The sequence below is a fragment of the Candidatus Methylomirabilota bacterium genome, from assembly GCA_035709005.1.
Lineage (GTDB): Bacteria > Methylomirabilota > Methylomirabilia > Rokubacteriales > CSP1-6 > 40CM-4-69-5.
In genome coordinates this window covers 54,319-69,883 of the sequence record DASTFB010000031.1, presented here as the reverse complement: position 1 = coordinate 69,883, position 15,565 = coordinate 54,319, and the positions used below count along the sequence as shown (strand labels likewise).

General features: G+C 70.3%; 16 protein-coding genes. 10 read left to right on the top strand and 6 right to left on the bottom strand.

What is annotated here, in order from left to right:
* On the bottom strand, positions 1–516 hold the full coding sequence (locus tag VFR64_04865) for a DUF2249 domain-containing protein (protein HET9489072.1): 516 nt from the start codon (positions 514–516) through the stop codon (positions 1–3).
* Positions 517–562: 46 nt separating this feature from the next.
* Positions 563–1,264 (bottom strand): Crp/Fnr family transcriptional regulator, encoded by a 702-nt coding sequence (locus tag VFR64_04860; GenBank protein ID HET9489071.1) that lies wholly within the window; start codon positions 1,262–1,264, stop codon positions 563–565.
* A 73-nt stretch (positions 1,265–1,337) separates the two neighbouring features.
* Here VFR64_04860 and VFR64_04855 point away from each other — a divergent pair, with 73 nt between their 5' ends.
* The 6 genes from VFR64_04855 to VFR64_04830 are packed head-to-tail and all read left to right on the top strand — an operon-like array spanning position 1,338 to position 7,643.
* Positions 1,338–1,970 carry a nitroreductase family protein gene (locus tag VFR64_04855; GenBank protein ID HET9489070.1) on the top strand — a complete coding sequence of 211 codons (633 nt, stop codon included), beginning with the start codon at positions 1,338–1,340 and terminating at the stop codon, positions 1,968–1,970.
* 13 nt (positions 1,971–1,983) lie between these two features.
* Positions 1,984–2,541 (top strand): carboxymuconolactone decarboxylase family protein, encoded by a 558-nt coding sequence (locus VFR64_04850; GenBank protein ID HET9489069.1) that lies wholly within the window; start codon positions 1,984–1,986, stop codon positions 2,539–2,541.
* The gene (locus tag VFR64_04845; protein ID HET9489068.1) at positions 2,538–3,476 is read left to right on the top strand and encodes a fumarylacetoacetate hydrolase family protein; all 939 of its coding nucleotides are present in this window, start codon (positions 2,538–2,540) and stop codon (positions 3,474–3,476) included. The genes VFR64_04850 and VFR64_04845 overlap by 4 nt, the downstream gene beginning before the upstream one ends.
* A 3-nt stretch (positions 3,477–3,479) precedes the next feature.
* On the top strand, positions 3,480–4,616 hold the full coding sequence (locus VFR64_04840) for an aryl-sulfate sulfotransferase (GenBank protein ID HET9489067.1): 1,137 nt from the start codon (positions 3,480–3,482) through the stop codon (positions 4,614–4,616).
* Between the two features lie 56 nt (positions 4,617–4,672).
* The gene (locus VFR64_04835) at positions 4,673–5,692 is read left to right on the top strand and encodes a TAXI family TRAP transporter solute-binding subunit (protein HET9489066.1); all 1,020 of its coding nucleotides are present in this window, start codon (positions 4,673–4,675) and stop codon (positions 5,690–5,692) included.
* 28 nt (positions 5,693–5,720) lie between these two features.
* Positions 5,721–7,643, top strand: coding sequence for a TRAP transporter large permease subunit (locus VFR64_04830; protein ID HET9489065.1), 1,923 nt, complete (start codon positions 5,721–5,723; stop codon positions 7,641–7,643).
* A gap of 6 nt (positions 7,644–7,649) precedes the next feature.
* Here the strand turns inward: VFR64_04830 and VFR64_04825 are convergent, their stop codons facing one another.
* Positions 7,650–8,996 (bottom strand): BamA/TamA family outer membrane protein, encoded by a 1,347-nt coding sequence (locus VFR64_04825; protein HET9489064.1) that lies wholly within the window; start codon positions 8,994–8,996, stop codon positions 7,650–7,652.
* Positions 8,997–9,056: 60 nt separating this feature from the next.
* Here VFR64_04825 and VFR64_04820 point away from each other — a divergent pair, with 60 nt between their 5' ends.
* The gene (locus tag VFR64_04820; GenBank protein ID HET9489063.1) at positions 9,057–9,293 is read left to right on the top strand and encodes a type II toxin-antitoxin system prevent-host-death family antitoxin; all 237 of its coding nucleotides are present in this window, start codon (positions 9,057–9,059) and stop codon (positions 9,291–9,293) included.
* Positions 9,181–9,780, top strand: coding sequence for a type II toxin-antitoxin system VapC family toxin (locus VFR64_04815; GenBank protein ID HET9489062.1), 600 nt, complete (start codon positions 9,181–9,183; stop codon positions 9,778–9,780). Before VFR64_04820 ends, VFR64_04815 begins: the two co-directional genes overlap by 113 nt.
* A gap of 13 nt (positions 9,781–9,793) precedes the next feature.
* Here the strand turns inward: VFR64_04815 and VFR64_04810 are convergent, their stop codons facing one another.
* Entirely contained in the window at positions 9,794–10,792 is a 999-nt protein-coding gene (locus VFR64_04810) for an amidohydrolase family protein (protein ID HET9489061.1), read from the bottom strand.
* Positions 10,793–10,956: 164 nt separating this feature from the next.
* Here VFR64_04810 and VFR64_04805 point away from each other — a divergent pair, with 164 nt between their 5' ends.
* Complete coding sequence (locus VFR64_04805) at positions 10,957–11,736, top strand: lytic transglycosylase domain-containing protein (protein ID HET9489060.1); 780 nt, start codon at positions 10,957–10,959, stop codon at positions 11,734–11,736.
* 21 nt (positions 11,737–11,757) lie between these two features.
* Here the strand turns inward: VFR64_04805 and VFR64_04800 are convergent, their stop codons facing one another.
* A complete protein-coding gene (locus VFR64_04800; GenBank protein ID HET9489059.1) occupies positions 11,758–13,518 on the bottom strand; it encodes a thiamine pyrophosphate-binding protein in 1,761 nt (586 codons plus the stop codon).
* Positions 13,512–14,537, bottom strand: coding sequence for an amidohydrolase family protein (locus VFR64_04795; protein ID HET9489058.1), 1,026 nt, complete (start codon positions 14,535–14,537; stop codon positions 13,512–13,514). Before VFR64_04795 ends, VFR64_04800 begins: the two co-directional genes overlap by 7 nt.
* Before the next feature lie 105 nt (positions 14,538–14,642).
* On the opposite strand from VFR64_04795, the gene VFR64_04790 reads away from it, so the two are divergent.
* On the top strand, positions 14,643–15,563 hold the full coding sequence (locus VFR64_04790) for a TRAP transporter substrate-binding protein (protein ID HET9489057.1): 921 nt from the start codon (positions 14,643–14,645) through the stop codon (positions 15,561–15,563).
* The last annotated feature ends 2 nt before the right edge of the window (positions 15,564–15,565 follow it).

Genomic DNA, 15,565 nt, shown 5'->3' with positions numbered 1-15,565 from the left:
TCACACCACGCCCCGGCGGATGAGGATGCGCACTACGCCGGGCTCCGGCTCGTCCGTCTCGTGCAGATAGCCACGGTCGTCGAGCTGGGGATACAGGAACATGGGGCGGCGCGAGTGGATCACCTCCAGCGTCTCGCCCTCGGCCAGCGTGTCGAGGCGCTCCAGGACGAGCACCATGGGTTGCGGCGGCTCCAGGCCGCGCACATCGAGGGTCACCCGCCGCCCGGGGGCGGGGGGCCCGGGCGCCTCACGATAGAACCACACGGACCAATCGTCGGGGCCGCGGGCCCGCGTCCAGTGCGACAGGCCCTGCCGGGCCAGCACGCGGTACAGCGGCACCGGCTCGAAAGGAGCGCGCACTTCGAGCGCCTGATCGGCGCCCAGCGCCGCCACGGCGGCCATGATCTTGCCGAACGGCTCGTGACCCCGTCGCAGGTCATCGCGCACGTCCACCTGGACGCGGCGGGCCTCAGGAATGGCGGCCAGTGCGAGGGGAGGCGTCGCCGGGTCCTCCATCGGCGTGATCATAGAGGCTTGGCGCCGAGCGCCCATATGACCGCGGTCATAGGCGCTCGCCTTCGGCGAGCGCGCGCAGCGCGTCCACGGAGACCAGGAGCAGGCGGCCGTCCGCCTCGCGCACCAGGCCCTGCTTGAGCCACCGGCTGACGACCCGGATCGTGGTCTCCACGGTGGTGCCGGCCATGTCGGCGAGGCTCTGACGCGTGAGATGGAAGGGCAGGGTCAGCCCCCGGGCTGCGCGAGTCCCTTCCCGTTCGGCCAGCCGCAGCAGCGTGGCGGCCAGGCGCGTCTCCACCGGGTCGGCGGCCAGCGACTCCACGGCGTCGTGCGCCGTGCGCAACCGCCGGCCGATCATCAGCGCCATCTCTCGGATGATCGAGGGATAGCGCTCGGCGAGCGCCACGATCGGGTCGCGGGGGATCTTCACGATGGTACTGGTCTCGGTGGCCTGGGCCGACGCGGGATACGGACGCCGCTCGATCACCGCCACGCCGCCGAACGGCTCGCCCGGCCCGAGGAGCTCGAGGACGACGTCGCGGCCACCGCGCGCTTGCCGCAGGATCTTCACGTGGCCGGAGCGCACCACGCAGAACCAGGCCGCCGCGTCGCCCTCAAGGAAGATGTAGTCGCGCGCTGCGTAACGGTCCTCGCGGGCCAGGGTGGCCAGCGCCACGATCTCCCGGGCCGGGACGTCGGCGAAGACGGTGCCGGCTTTCAGAAAGTCGGCGAGGTCCCGGCTCGGCATAGGCCGAGGATAGCACCGGGTGCGGTCCGTGCTAGACTCCCCGGCGTCACGCTGGCCGATCAAGGAGACGCGCATGCCCGACCTCTTCGAGATCATGCAGACCACCCGAGCCATGCGGAGGCTCAGGCCCGACCCGGTGCCCGACGAGCTGATTCGAAAGATTCTGCAGGCGGGCGTGCACGCCCCCAGTGGCGGCAACACCCAGCGCTGGCGGTTCCTGGTGGTCAAGGACCGGGAGATCAAGCAGCGGGTTCAGGTCTACTACAAGCGCGCCTTCGACGAGGTGATCGGGCCGCGCTATCTGAGCAGCGCGCCGCCGGCCGGGGTCAGCCGCGAGCGCTACCTGCGCCAGCACGCGGCGGTGCAGTACCTCACCGACCATTTCCACGAAGCCCCGGTGTGGATCGTCGCCTGCCTCGACGAAGGGACGGCCGCGCCGACGCGGGGGTCGGGCGCGTCCATCTATCCGGCCGTCCAGAACATGCTGCTGGCGGCGCGGGCCCTCGGCCTGGGGGCGACGCTCACTACCCGGCACTTGCTCTACGAGAAGGAGACGGAAGCCGCGCTGGGCCTGCCCCCCGGCGTGCATTCCTACGCCATCCTGCCCATCGGCTATCCCCTGGGTCGCTTCGGGCCGGTCGGCCGCGGGCCGCTGGCCGACGTCGTCTACGAGGACCGCTGGGGGCAGCCCTACCCCGGTCTCTAGAAAGGAGCGCTCCATGCCGCGTCTCCCTCCGATCACCGGCAAGACCGACGTGCCCGGCGAGCACCACGCCGTCGTCGATGCGGTGGTGAAGGTGTTCGGCGGCGTGCGCGGGCCGTTCAGCATGCTGCTCCACAGCCCCCGGCTGGCGGAGCGGATGCTGGCCCTGGGCACGTTCTTCCGCGAGGAGAGCGTGGTCGCGGCGAAGCTTCGCTCGGTGGCCATCCTGGCCGCCGTCCGCGAGCGCGAAGCGGCCTACGTGTGGGCGGCCCAGGTGGCCGCGGCCCGTCGCCACGGCGTGGCCGAGGAGGTCATCGACGTCCTGCGGGCCAAGGGCGACCCGGGCACGCTTCCCCTCGAGGAACGGGAGATCGTGATCTACGTCAGGCAGCTCATGCGCACGAACCGTGTCGAGCCGGCCGCGTTCGACGCGCTCCGGAAGCGTCACGCCGAGCCGTGGCTGGTCGAGCTGACCGCGGCGGCGAACTACTACGCGATGCTGTCGGGGATCGTCGACGCGTTCGAGGTCGCGCCGCCGCCCGACGGGGACCGGCTGCCGGGATCGCCGGCATGAGGCTCGTGCTGTTCGAGCAGCCCGGGGCCGGTGAGGTGCAGCCCGGTCTGCTGACCGAGCGCGGTGTGGTCAGCATCGTCGATGAGGTGCCGTCGAGCTCCACCCCCCAGCTGACGATGCAGGCCATCATCGACGACTTCGACGCCCTGCGCGCGCGCCTGGAGCGCCGCGCCCGCGACGGGATGGCGCGGCCCCTGTCCGCCGTGCGCCTGCGCGCGCCGCTGCCGCGCCCCGGCAAGATCGTGGCCTGCATCGCGAACTACTGGGAGCACGGCGCCCTCGAGGCCCGCCCCCTGAACATGTTTCTCAAGAACCCGGACGCGGTGATCGGCCCCGACGACACCATCGTGCTGCCCGAGCTCACCGAGCCGTGGATCTTCATGCACGAGGCCGAGCTGGCGCTGGTCATCAAGGGCCCGGCCAAGGCGGTCAAGCGCGAGAACTGGCGCAGCGCGGTCTTCGGCTACACGGGCATGATCGACGTCTCCGCGCGCGGCGAGGGACGGCGGACCTGGAAGGCCGGCAGCTGGCTGGGGAAGTCCTTCGACACCTTCGCGCCGCTGGGGCCGTGCATCGCCACCCTCGACGAGATCGCCGACCCCAACAACGTGCACGTGCAGTTCTGGGTAGACGGGCAGCTCCGGCACAACTACAACACCGACGACATGGAGCATCTGGTCCCCGAGCTGGTCGAGTTCGCGACCGCCATCATGACGCTGAACTCGGGGGACGTCATCGCCTGCGGCACCAACCACGAGGGCCTGGGGCCGCTTCAAGACGGCGAGGTGGTCGACTTCGAGATCCACGGGGTGGGCCGGATGCGCCTGCACGTGCGTGATCCGCTCAAGCGCTCGTGGGAGAAGAGCATCTACATGGGCGCCGACTCCACGCACCCCGAAGTCATCAAGCGCAACCGCCCCCCGGCCGCCCGCTGAGCGATGGCCACGGTGGATCAGCAGCGGGTGCGGCGGGCCCGCACCGGCCTGATCGCGCACGACCCCGAGCGGGCGCTACCCGGCTACACCCTCTTCACGCCGATGCTGGGCGACGGGACCGTCTATCTCATCGACATGGCCGGCGAGGTCGTGCACGCCTGGCGCCTGCCCTATCGTCCCGGGCTCTATGGATACCTGCTCGACAACGGGCATCTCTTCTACTCCGGCAAGGTGATGAGCGACCTGGGGCGGTTCGAAGCCTGGGCGCGGTTCAAGGCGGGCGCGGCCCTCGAGGTCGACTGGGACGGCAAGGTCCTCTGGGAAGTCAACCATCCCGACCACCATCACGACGCGCGCAAGCTCGCCAACGGCAACGTCGTGCTCCTGTGCCTGCGCCCGCTGCCCCCGGGGCTGGCCGCCCGGGTCCAGGGCGGGCTGCCGGGGACGGAGGCCACGGGCACGATGTACGCCGATTACCTCCTGGAAGTGACGACGGACGGCACCGTCGTCTGGGAGTGGCGGAGCTGGGAGCATCTCGACGTCACGACCGAGGTCATCACGGCCCAGGACCGGCGCGAGGAGTGGACCCACGGCAACACGGTCGCCGAGCTGCCCGACGGCAACCTCGTGGTGAGCTTCCGCAACATCTCGACCGTGGCCATCGTCGACCGCCGCACCGGCGCCCTGCGCTGGAAGCTCGGTAGCCCGCCGCTGGCCCAGCAGCACGATCCCCGCCCGCTGGCCAACGGCAACATGCTCATCTTCGACAACGGCCCGCACCGCCGTGATCACCCGGCGCCGTACTCCCGCGTCATCGAGGTCGACCCGCGAACCAGCGCGATCGTGTGGGAGTACCACGATCAGTCCCTGTTCGACTTCTTCAGCCCCTACATCTCCGGCGCCCAGCGCCTGTCCAACGGCAACACCCTGATCTGCGAGGGGTGCGACGGGCGCATCTTCGAGGTGACGGCCGAGGGCGCGGTCGTGTGGGAGTACGTCAACCCCTATTTCGCCGACGAGCCCGGCCGCCCCGGGCTGAACAACTGGGTGTTCCGGGCCTTTCGCTACACGCCGGAGGAGATCGAGCGCGCTCGCCGGGGACGAGTCGATCGGTTTGACACCCTGAAGGCGCCTGCCTAGACTGGACGCGCGCATTTCCAGTGGGTCACGCGTCGAAGACTGGAGGGCTTCACCCCATGAAGAGCGTTATGCGGCTTTCCCTGATCGCGGTCCTGCTGCTCGCGTTGCCCGCGGGCGGCCGGGCCCAGACCCTCGATCTGAAATGGGGCACCTCGGCGGCCGGCTCGGCGGGGCACCGCTCGATGGTCAACCTGGCGTCGATGCTCAGCCGTGAGCTGCCGGAGCTCCGGATCAGCATGTTGCCGACGCCGGGCGCCATCATCACCGTCAAGGGCTACGCGACCGGGCAGTTCGACGGCTACTACGGCTCCGACGTGGCGTTCTACGAGCTCGCCAACGACACCGCCCGCTTCAAGGGCTTCAAGGCCCAGGCCAAGCGGACCCCAGTGCAGTCGCTCTGGATCTACACCACCGAGGTGGGCGCCGCCGTCCATGCCCGGGACCGTGACAAGTACAAGTCCTGGCGCGATCTGTCGGGGCAACGTGTCTTCACGGGGCCGCTGCCCTGGGACGTGCGCGCCGTGCTCGAGCGCGCCTTTCAGGTGCTCGGCGTGAAGCACGAGTACTTCGAGGTCGACCTCCAGTCGGTAGGCTCGCTCCTCGACCGGGGCAACATCAAGGGCTTCATCGTGTACACGAATGCCCTGTCCTCCACGGCGCCGTGGATCACGGAGACCTCGATCAGCACGGATTGGGCCATGCTCAACCCCAGCCCCGAGGAGCGTGAGACCCTCAAGAAGGCGGGCATGCAGACTATCGAGGTGCCGGCGGCCGCCTACAAGCGCGATGTGCACACCAAGACCGTCTACCACATTCCCTTCTACTACGGCTTCCACCTGGGCAAGGAGATCCCCGCGGACGTGGTCTACAAGGTCATCAAGGCCGTGGAGAAGAACGTCGCCGAGCTGGCGAAGATCGATCCAGCGTATGCGCAGGTGCGTGCGGACATGGTCGGCATGCAACGGCGCGGCATCGAGTCCTCCATCGACCTCGTAGAGGTGCACCCGGGGCTGGCGCGCTGGATGAAGGAGAAAGGCGCCTGGGACGCCAAGTGGGACGCGCGGATAGCGAAGTGATCGAGGACGGGGCCTCGCCGGTACGGTCGTGAACGTCCTGTTCACGGCCGTCTCCGCGGGCTTCGCGCTGTACCTCTTCCGCTACTACTGGACCGGCGCCGGCGGCCCCACCCAGCTTGCCGTGGCGCTGGTCCCCGTCGCCTTCATCATCGCCGCGCTCGACGCGCTGCGGACTGGCGGCCTCTACCCGCGTCTGGGGCGGCCGGCCAACGTGGCGATCACCGCCGTCTACGGCGCGGCCGCAATCGCCGTCGGCGTCTACTTCACCCTCGAGTTCGTGGAGATCCGCACGGTGCGGGCCGGCGTCTGGAGCACGACCGACCTGCTCGTGGGGACAGTGATGCTCCTGCTGGTCATGGAGTACGGGCGGCTCCGGTACCTGCCCCTGTTCGTCATCAACGTCCTGCTGATCCTCTACACGGTCTACGGGTGGCTGATCCCCGGGATGTTCGGGCATCCCGGCCTGGACTGGTCCCGCGTGGTGACGGCCATGACCGTGGAGACGACGACGGGCGTCTTCTCGCGCCTGCCCCAGCTGGCCCTGACCCTGATCGGCTCGTTCCTCCTCGTCCTCAGTCTGCTGCGGGCGTTCGGCTGCGTGGACTCCATCCTGAAAGCGGCCTCGCGCATCGCTGCCCGCTCGCCCCACGCGCTGCCCCAGTCGGCCGTGCTGGGTTCCCTGGGGGTGGCCGCCATCAGCGGCAGCGGGGCCGCCAACGCCGCCACCACGGGCTCGGCGACGATTCCCGCGATGATCGGGGCGGGTCTGGCGCGAACCCAGGCGGCGGCCATCGAGACCGCCTCGTCGCTCGGCGGCCAGCTCATGCCGCCGGTCATGGGCATCTCGGCGTTCCTCATGGCCGACTTCCTCGGCGTGAGCTACTTCGACGTGGTGGCGCGAGGGTACGTCCCGGCGCTGATCTATTTCGCCGGGGTGGCCGCCGCCGTGTACCTCATCACCGCGCGTCTGCCTGTGCGGTCCGTCAGCGTCGCCGTGGAGCGATTGACGACCATGGACCGGGTGAACATCGTGGCCTACGCCGCCGTCGTCGCCGGGCTGATCTACCTGATGGGGATCACGCGCCTGCCGGCGATGCAGGCCGCCCAGCAAGTCTTCGCGGTGGTGGGCATCGTCCTCACGGTCATTTTCGTCGCGCTGACGGTCCGCGGCGCGCCGGGGTGGCGGGACCTGGGCCGCCGTGCGCGCGACTTCGTAGAGACCTTCACGCTGATGACGACCGACCTGACGCTGCTGCTGGCGACGCTGTCCATCATGACCGGCGTCTTCGTCATCACCGGCGTCCCCACCAAGTTGGGCTTCGTGCTGATGCAGGCGGCGAGCATCCACCTGACCGTGATGCTGCTCGTGGCCTTCGCCTTCGGCACCCTGGTCGGCACCGGGCTGCCACCCGCGCCGACCTACATCATCACCGCGCTCGTCATCGCCCCCTTTCTGATCAAGGCTGGCGTGGACCCCTGGGTGGTGCACTTCTACGCGTTCTTCATCGCCGTGTGGGGCGAGCTCACGCCGCCCACCTCGGTGGTGGCCGCGGTGGCCGCGAAGATCGCCAACGCGTCGTTCATGGGGACGATGATATGGGCGGTGCGGATCTGCCTGCCCCTGTTCGTCCTGATGGGCGCGATCTTCACGCGACCGGAGCTGGTGGTGGATCCCGGCATCGCGCAGCTCGGCGCGTTCGTGCTCGTCTTGGCCGGTACGGTGGGCCTGGTCTTCGCCGTCCAGGGCCGCTTCGCCGACGGCCGCGGTGCCGACCTGACGCTCCGTGTCATCCTCGCCGCCGCCGCGCTGGCAGCCATCGGCCACCGCGACGGCATGGTCGTGACGGCGGCCGTCCTGGTCATCGCGGGATTCTTCGCGTACTGGGTGCTCCGGGCGCGGGGCCGGCTGGCCATCTACCGGGCGCGTGAGGCGGATGCGCCAGCCGGCTGAGCACGCTCAGAACGACAGGCCGAAGCCCACGGTGACGTTGACGTCCTCTTTGGAGAAGCCCACGTCGGCGCGGAAGAGGGCCGTCCGCTCCAGGCTGAAGCGCAGGCCGAGCCCGTAGCTGGTGTGGATCTGGGCGGCGGGCAGCTCGTCCACGCTGTCGGCGACCGTGCCCACCTCCCCGAACAGCGCCATCCCGACACGCTCGATGCGGATGGTCTCGGTGACCGCGAAGCCCCGGGGGATGATCCAGAAGCGGTATTCGGCCACGGCGTGCCAGCTCGCGTCGTCGGTGAAGCGGTTGGCGATGTACCCGCGCAGGGTGTCGGGGCCGCCGAGGCTCGGCCGCTCGTAGAAGGGCAGGTCGCCGGTGCTGGCCTGCACGCTCAGCCCCAGGGCCAGCGTGTCGGTGGGCCGGTGCTCCTCCCGCTCGTCACCGCCCCGGTGCAAGAGGGGCGGCACGCGGAAGGCCACGTTGCCGTACGCGGTGGCCACGGCTCCCGGGTCCCCGCTGCTCTGCCACAGGGGCGCGTCCACGAACAGGCCGAGCTGCCATCCGGCGTGCGGCTGGTGCTGGCTGTCGCGGGTGTCATAGCGCAGCCCGGCGCTCACCGTGAAGCTGGCCACGTCATCGCCGGCGGCGAAGAGGTCCGGGAAGGCCTCGTCCGTCGTGGGCCGGCCCGAGACTCGTCCCGGCGCCAGATTGTGATGCTCGCCCCGCGCGCCGAGGGTGGCGATCCAGTCGCCGCCGGCGCGGGGCAGGGCCAGGTCGCCGCGCACGCCGAGGTCGAAGACCTCGTCGGTGTAGCTGGTCTCGTCGCCCTCCCGGGTGTCCGGCCCCAGCCCGAAGAACCGTCGGGTCAGGCTCTTCTCGTATCCGCCGAAGGCGTCGATGCGGCTGCGCTCCTCCACGAGGACCCCGCCTTCGGGCAGGTTCCGGTGGTGGTGCCAGCGGCGCCAGATGACCCGGTACTTCTGCTGACCTTCGGTCGTGTAGGACACGAAGGCGCCCAGGAACTCCCGACGGCGCTCGTTCCGGAAGTCGATGTCGGTGAGCGCGATGCCGCCGCCGGCGCCGATGTCCTGCTCGTAGAAGAACTGTGGGGCGATGAAGCTGGAGACGAGGAAGCGCTCGAAGACGTTGCCCGGCTTGATCCGCCCCTCCGGGAGATAGCGCCATCGCTCCGGGTTGGGCAGGTCCTCGGGCAGGGAAACCTTCGGGATCCGGCCGCTCGGGTCCATCCCCTGCAGCGGATCGTGGCGGGGCCGCTCGACCGGCTGGGCCCCGGCGTCCAGCGCGGAGGCGACGAGGGCCAGAGCCAGGACGAGGACCAGGGCGGCGCCGGCCGGAGCCATCGTCCGACGGTATCATGGGGCTGACTTGACTCGATGTGCTACATGTAGCACACTGCCGGCATGCGTAGCGCCGGCGTCCGCGAGGCCCGCCAGAATCTGTCAGCACTGCTCGACGAAGTCAAGAAAGGCCGGGAAGTCGTGATCACGGAGCGCGGGCGCCCCGTGGCGAAGCTGGTGCCTCCGGATCGCCCGCGCAGCGGGGGCGTTCGCAATCTGGCGGCGTTCCGCCGGACGATGCCGGTCCTCGATCCCCCGCTCTCCGCCACGATCGCCCAGGAGCGCGAGGATCGCCGTTAGGAGGCGCCCTCCGGCGCGGCTCCGCGAGCCGGCCGCCGCGTACGCGACCCGGCTGCCCGGTCCCCTCTACTGCGACACGAGCGCGCTGCTCAAGCTCTACTTGCCTGAGCCGGGCAGCGACGAGTTCAATCGGGTCGTGGAAGGACGCGTCGACGTCTTCGTGTCCGATCTGGCCGTGACCGAGGCCACGTCGGCGCTGTCGCGTCGTCTGCGTCAGGGCGAGCTCACGGGGGACGTCGCCCGCCGCGTTCAGCACGCCATCGTCGGACGTCTCGACGAGGGCGGATACCGGCGGGTCGAGCTGACCCGTGAGGTTCATCGTCGGGCCGAGCACTTCCTCCTCAGCCTGACCGAGACTCCGCTACGGACGGCCGACGCGCTGCATCTGGCGCTGGCGACGTCGGCGCCCGCGGCCTCGTTGGCGTCGTTCGACGTGCGGTTGGCCGCCGCGGCCCGAGCCGTTGGCCTCGCGACTTACCCGGCCTGAAGGCCACGGGCCGTCAGAGCTTCAGCAGCGCTTCCAGGTTCCGCCACAGAATCCGTTCCTTTTCACCCGGCGTAAGCGTCTTGAGGCCCTGCACCCAGGTGACGGGCGAGGGATGCCAGGGCACGAAGGGCCAGTCGCTGCCGAGCACCACGCGGTCGGCGCCCACCTGATCGAGCAGAAAGCGCAGGGCCTCCTCGCTCCCCGTGACGCTGTCGTAGTAGAGGCGACGCTGGTACGCGCTGGGCGGCTGCGGGATGCGGTCCGGCGCGCCGGCCCGGCCCTGCCAGCCCCGGTCGAGTCGCCCCATCGCGAAGCAGGCCGGCCCCCCGCCGTGGGCGATGCACGCCTTGAGGTCGGGACAGGCGTCGAGGATCCCGCTGGAGATCAGGATGGCCACGACGATGGCGTCCTCCACGATGACGCCCAGGCTGTTGAACAGGCCGTAGCGCGTCGTCCGCTGCATCATGAAGTTGTGCTGGGGCTGCGGGTGGAAGAAGAGCACGGCCCCCATGGCCTCGGCGGCCTTGAACAGGGGCAGGAACTTCGGCTCATCCCAGTTCTCGCCGTTGACCACGGTGTCGAGCTCGGCTCCCTTGAGACCGAGGACGGTGACCGCGCGCTCCAGCTCCTCGATCGCCGCTTTGACGTCCTGCACGGGCAGCGTGGCCAGGCCGGCGAAGCGCTGAGGCCACTGCCGGACCATGCCCGCGATCTCGTCGTTGACGTCGTGGGCCAGGGCGCGGCCCTGAGCCGGATCGAGGTGGTAGCCGAAGAACGGAGTGTGAATGGAGATGACCTGTACGTCCACGCCTTGCCCGTCCATATCACGGATGCGCTCTTCGGGTGTGAACCGGACCTTGGGGGACGTGAACCGGGTCCGCTTGCCGTCGCCCACGACGGTGCCGGCGCCTTCGCCGGGCTCGTGACGAAAGCCGTACCACGGCCGGCCGGCGTCAGCGGCCTGCCACAGGGACCGCGGCACGAGATGCGCGTGGATATCGATCGTTTTCACGCGGGCGCCTCCTCAGTGCGGCCAGCCGAGTATACCGATTATTTTATCTGCGGACCGGTCCGGCCTCCCGGCGGCATACTACTGGGATCCCAGCTATGGCCCGCTCCCGCGTTCTCGGATCGAACTCCCGGAGGCGGCGCCGGCGGCAAGCGGCGCCGGCTGCCATGTGGGCGCTCGGGCCATCGGCCCGGCACACCCTCCTGGCGGTGCTGGCCGCTCCGCTCATCATCCGCCTGCTGGTGGGCGCCGTCGTCGTGCTGGTGGTGTGGTTCGCCGTGAACTGGGTGTACCAGGTCCTGCGCAAGCCGAGCGAGCTGCTGTTCCCGGTGAGCGGGGCGCTGGTGAAGACGCCGCCGGAGACCTGGCGGCGGTACGAGCGGCACTTCCGTCGACACTCCACGGCCGTCATCCGTCCCGAGCTGCTGGCGGCGCTGGCCCAGGCGGAAGGGGCGGGCAACCCGGTGGCCCGGACGTACTGGCGATGGAGCGTCAGCTGGAATCCCTTCGGGGTGTACGAGCCGGCGTCGAGTGCGGTCGGGATGTACCAGATCACCGATGCCACGTTCCGCGAGGCCAGGCGCTACTGCATCCGCAACCACGTGGTGGTGGAGGCGGGGCCCTGGCACGACTGGCGCTCGTGCTGGTTCAACAGCCTCTACACCCGCATCGTGCCGGGCCACGCGGTGGAGCTCACGGCCGCGCTTCTCGATCGAGCCGTGGCCAACACGATGCGGCGTCCGGGCGTGGGCGCGGTCACGCTGGAGCAGAAGCAGGAGCTGGCCGCCATCATTCACCTCTGCGGTGCGGGGGCGGGGGAGGCCTATGCGCGACGGGGCTTCCGGCTGACTCCCGGGCAGCGGTGCGGCGATCACGACGTGAGGGCCTACCTGGCCCGGGTCACCTCGCTCAAGCGCCAGTTCGCCCGGCTGGCGGCCGCCCGGTAGCGCGAAGGGGCGAGCCGCCGCTCACTCCCCGCCCGGCCCCTCCTTGGCGAGCGGCGACTGGACCTGCCAGAAGGGCGCGTCTTCGGTGGTGACGACGTCCAGGACCACCGGCTCCGTCGCCCCCTTGATGCGCTCGAGCTCGCCGAGGAGGTCTTTGACCGTCTCGACGCGGATGCCGACGCAGCCCATGGCTTGCGCCATCCGGGCGTGGTCGTTCCGGCCGAGCTCCGAGGCGATGAAGCGATCGCCCCGGCGCCGCTGCCCGTCCTTCACCCAACCGAGCACCCCGTTGTTGAGCACGACGGTGACGACGGGGATCCGGTGCTGCGCCGCCGTCAGCAGCGCGCTCATCGTCATGGCGAACCCGCCATCGCCGCAGACGGCCACGCAGTCCCGCTCCGGAAAGGTAAGCTTGGCCGCCATCGCCGCGGGCAGCGCGTAGCCCATGCCGCCGATGGACGAGGGCTGATAGACGGTGCCGGCCCCCCGGCACTGGAAGTAGTGGGTCATGTAGAGGCGATTGGCCCCGGCGTCCATGGTGACCAGCGCGCGCTCACCGAGCCGGCGCGCCAGCTCGCTGATCACCCGCTCGGGCCGGAGGGGAACGTCGTCGGCGGCCTGCGCAGGCTCGGCGAAGTAGCGGTGCAACGCCTTCAGCTCGGCCAGCTGTTGGCGCCGCCGGTGGCCGGCGTCCTGCACCGCCGGCCTGAGCCGCGGCCCGAGCTCGGTGATCAGGGCAGCCAGCGCGTCCCGGGCGTCGGCGACGATCGCCGCCGCCACCGGGAAGTGCCGGGCCACGTTGAGCGGCTCCACGTCGATCTGGAGCAGGGTCTGGCGGTCGGCGTCCAGCAGCTCGGGGTTCTCGAAGCAGGTGTCGGTGGGGGAGAGCCGCGAGCCGACGACCAGCACGGTGTCGGCCGCCGAGACCACCTCGTTGGCGACCACCTGACCCCAGTTCCCGAAGACGCCCAGGGCCAGCGGATGGTCCTCGGCGATCGCGCTCTTGCCGGTCGCCGTGGTGGCGACCGGGACGGTGAGCAGCTCGGCAAGCGCTCGGAGCTCGGCCCAGGCGCGCGAGGCGTGCACGCCGTTGCCGGCGACGATGACGGGACTCGACGACGCCAGCAGGACCTCGGCCACGCGGGCCAGATCGGCCGGGGCCGGGCGGACCGTGCCGTGGGCCAGATGGCGGGCGGTGGCGTGCAGACGCGGCGGTCGCCCGGTCTTCACGGTGCCCGTGAGGGACCGGCTGCCGAAGACGACCGCCACCGGTCCGGGGGTCCCGGTGGTGGCGTGCTTGATCGCCAGCTGCAGGGTCTGCACCGCCTGCTTGGGCTCCGACACCGCGGCGGTGTACTTGGTGGCGCTGGCCAGGAGGTTGCGCAGATCGTGGCTGCCGTATTCGCCGGTCCCCGCCTGGTACGGCGCGTGGTGCATGAAGGGCGCCATGTCGGTGAAGTCGCCGAGGAGCAGCATCGGCGAGGCGCCCTTCACGGCCTCCAGCGCGCCGAACAGCGCGTTGGCGGCCAGGAAGATGCCCTGGCCCATGACCACGCCCGGTGTGCCCGTCAGCCGGCCGTGCATCTCGGCCATGATCGAGCCGACCTGCTCGTGACGGACGAGGATGGTGCGGATCGACGTCGAGTCGTAGAGGGCGTCGAAGATGCGTCCGGTGTCGCCGCCCGGCATGCCGAACACGAATCGCACGCCCGCTTCTTCGAGCACACGCACGAGGGCGTGGGGAACGTCGATCTCGTCGGGGATCGTCGAGGGGCTCAGCATGCGTACAGGCGGCAGGTGTTGTCGTAGAGGATCTTGCGCCGGGTGTCGAGGCTCAGGTCGTCGCGGCCGGCCAGCTCCTGGATGTTGGCGGGATAGTCGTGATCCCAGTGGGGGACGTCGCTGGCGTAGAAGACGAGGTCGTCTCCGAACCGCCGCACGACCTCGGGGAGCGAGCGCTCGTCTCCCTCCGCGGCGAAGTAGAGCTGGCCGGACTTCAGATACGCGCTGGGCCGCTGTCGGCAGAGCGGCGCTTCCACCTCGCCGCGCTTCGCCCACTCCTCGTCCATCCGGTCCATCCAGAAGGGAAGCCAGGAGCACCCCGCCTCCATGAACCCGATCCGCAGTCGCGGGTATTTCTCCGGCACGCCCTCGAAGATCATGCCCGTGAGCTGGATCATCTGGGCCACCGGATGGGAGAGCGTGTGCACCTCGATGAACCGGTCGAACCCGTCGGCCCCGAAGAAGTGCGGGCCGCGTACGGTAGCGTGGCACGCGATCATCGTGCCCAACCGCTCGGCCTCGGCATAGATCGGGTGGAACTGGGTGTGGCCCAGCGGCAGCCGCAGCCCGACCGCCGGGGCGAAGGCGCCCACCATCCCGAGCTCGCCCACCGCCCGGCGGAGCTCGGCCACCGCCGCCGGCACGTCCTGGAAGGGCAGCAGGGCCACCGCCTTCAGGCGCGGGCTTACCTGGAGGAACTCGTGGGCGAGGAAGTTGTTGTAGGCCCGGCAGAGGGCCACGGCGAAGTCCGGCTCGCGGACCCAGCCGATGCCGAGGCCGGCCGTAGGATAGAGCACGGCCGTCTCCACGCCGCCCTCGTCCATGATGCCGAGCCAGGTCTTGGCGTCGTTGGCCCGGCTCCCCAGTCGCCCGCCCAGCGAGCGGTCCCAGGCGTCCTGCGGGTAATACGAGCGGCGCTCCGCCCAGTGCGCGGGGGCGTCCGGGCCGAAGTAGGGGCGGAGCTGCTCGGTCGTCTCGGTGATGTGGCCGTCCGCGTCGTTCACCCGGAATCCGTTCATCGCTCCTCCTTGGGGGGCGCTGCGGCACCGTGCCATTGACCCGCCCGCGAGCGTGTGCTTAGTTCTACCCGGATCCGCCATGAAACGCCACCGCGTCGGGTCGTGATGCCCATCACCATGAAGTTCGGCGGCTACCAGCCGCCGGCGTCCATCCACAATCGGGCGGCCCGCCGATTCGGTGAGCTGCTGGAGCAGAAGCTGGGTGACCGGATCGCCTTCGAGCTGATCGGTAGCGTGCTCGACCTCGGGCGCCCCTCGGGAGACCTGCCCGTCATGGTCGAGCGCGGCGAGCTGGCCTTCTGCTACATGTCGACGGTGCGCTTCACCGCGTGGGTGCCCGAGCTGCAGCTGCTCGAGCTGCCCTTCGTGGTCCGGGACCGCCGCACGGCGTGGGCCGCGCTCGACGGCCGCCTCGGGGAGCTCTACACCCGCCGCCTGCACGCGGCCACGCCCTGGCGCGTGCTGGGTCTCTGGGACAACGGGTTTCGCCATCTCACGAACCGGGTGCGGCCGATCCACCGGCCCCAGGACTGCCGGGGACTCCGGATTCGTACGCAGATGAGCGAGCTGCACGGGGAGGTCTTCCGCGCGCTCGGGTTCGTGCCGATCGCCGTGGACATCAAGCAGTTCGTGCAGGACATCGCCGGCGACGTCTTCGACGCCCACGACAATCCCCTGACGAACATCTACACCTTCGGCGTGCACCGCTACCACCGGTACATCACGCTGACCGGGCACTTCTTCGGGGCGAGCTTCATGATCGCCAACGAGCGCCAGTATCGGAGCTGGCCGGCGGAGGTGCAGTCAGCCGTGGACGAGGCGGCCCTGCAGGCGACCGCGCTTCAGCGGCAGCTCGCCGCCTCCGAGGACCGGGACGTGCTGGCCCGGCTGGGCCCGCCGGGCAACGACGTCACCCAGTTGGCGGCCGACGAGCACGCCGCCTTCGTGGCGGCGGTCCAGCCGGTGCTGGCCCGATACCGCGCCCGCCTCGACCCGGCGCTCTTCGCGGCTCTCGAGCACCGCTGACT

Bases quoted from the DNA above. Each gene is read 5' to 3' on its own strand.
- VFR64_04865 (HET9489072.1), bottom strand. From the start codon at position 516: ATGGAGGACCCGGCGACGCCTCCCCTCGCACTGGCCGCCATTCCTGAG.
- VFR64_04860 (HET9489071.1), bottom strand. From the start codon at position 1,264: ATGCCGAGCCGGGACCTCGCCGACTTTCTGAAAGCCGGCACCGTCTTC.
- VFR64_04855 (HET9489070.1), top strand. From the start codon at position 1,338: ATGCCCGACCTCTTCGAGATCATGCAGACCACCCGAGCCATGCGGAGG.
- VFR64_04850 (HET9489069.1), top strand. From the start codon at position 1,984: ATGCCGCGTCTCCCTCCGATCACCGGCAAGACCGACGTGCCCGGCGAG.
- VFR64_04845 (HET9489068.1), top strand. From the start codon at position 2,538: ATGAGGCTCGTGCTGTTCGAGCAGCCCGGGGCCGGTGAGGTGCAGCCC.
- VFR64_04840 (HET9489067.1), top strand. From the start codon at position 3,480: ATGGCCACGGTGGATCAGCAGCGGGTGCGGCGGGCCCGCACCGGCCTG.
- VFR64_04835 (HET9489066.1), top strand. From the start codon at position 4,673: ATGAAGAGCGTTATGCGGCTTTCCCTGATCGCGGTCCTGCTGCTCGCG.
- VFR64_04825 (HET9489064.1), bottom strand. From the start codon at position 8,996: ATGGCTCCGGCCGGCGCCGCCCTGGTCCTCGTCCTGGCTCTGGCCCTC.
- VFR64_04820 (HET9489063.1), top strand. From the start codon at position 9,057: ATGCGTAGCGCCGGCGTCCGCGAGGCCCGCCAGAATCTGTCAGCACTG.
- VFR64_04805 (HET9489060.1), top strand. From the start codon at position 10,957: ATGTGGGCGCTCGGGCCATCGGCCCGGCACACCCTCCTGGCGGTGCTG.
- VFR64_04800 (HET9489059.1), bottom strand. From the start codon at position 13,518: ATGCTGAGCCCCTCGACGATCCCCGACGAGATCGACGTTCCCCACGCC.
- VFR64_04795 (HET9489058.1), bottom strand. From the start codon at position 14,537: ATGAACGGATTCCGGGTGAACGACGCGGACGGCCACATCACCGAGACG.
- VFR64_04790 (HET9489057.1), top strand. From the start codon at position 14,643: ATGCCCATCACCATGAAGTTCGGCGGCTACCAGCCGCCGGCGTCCATC.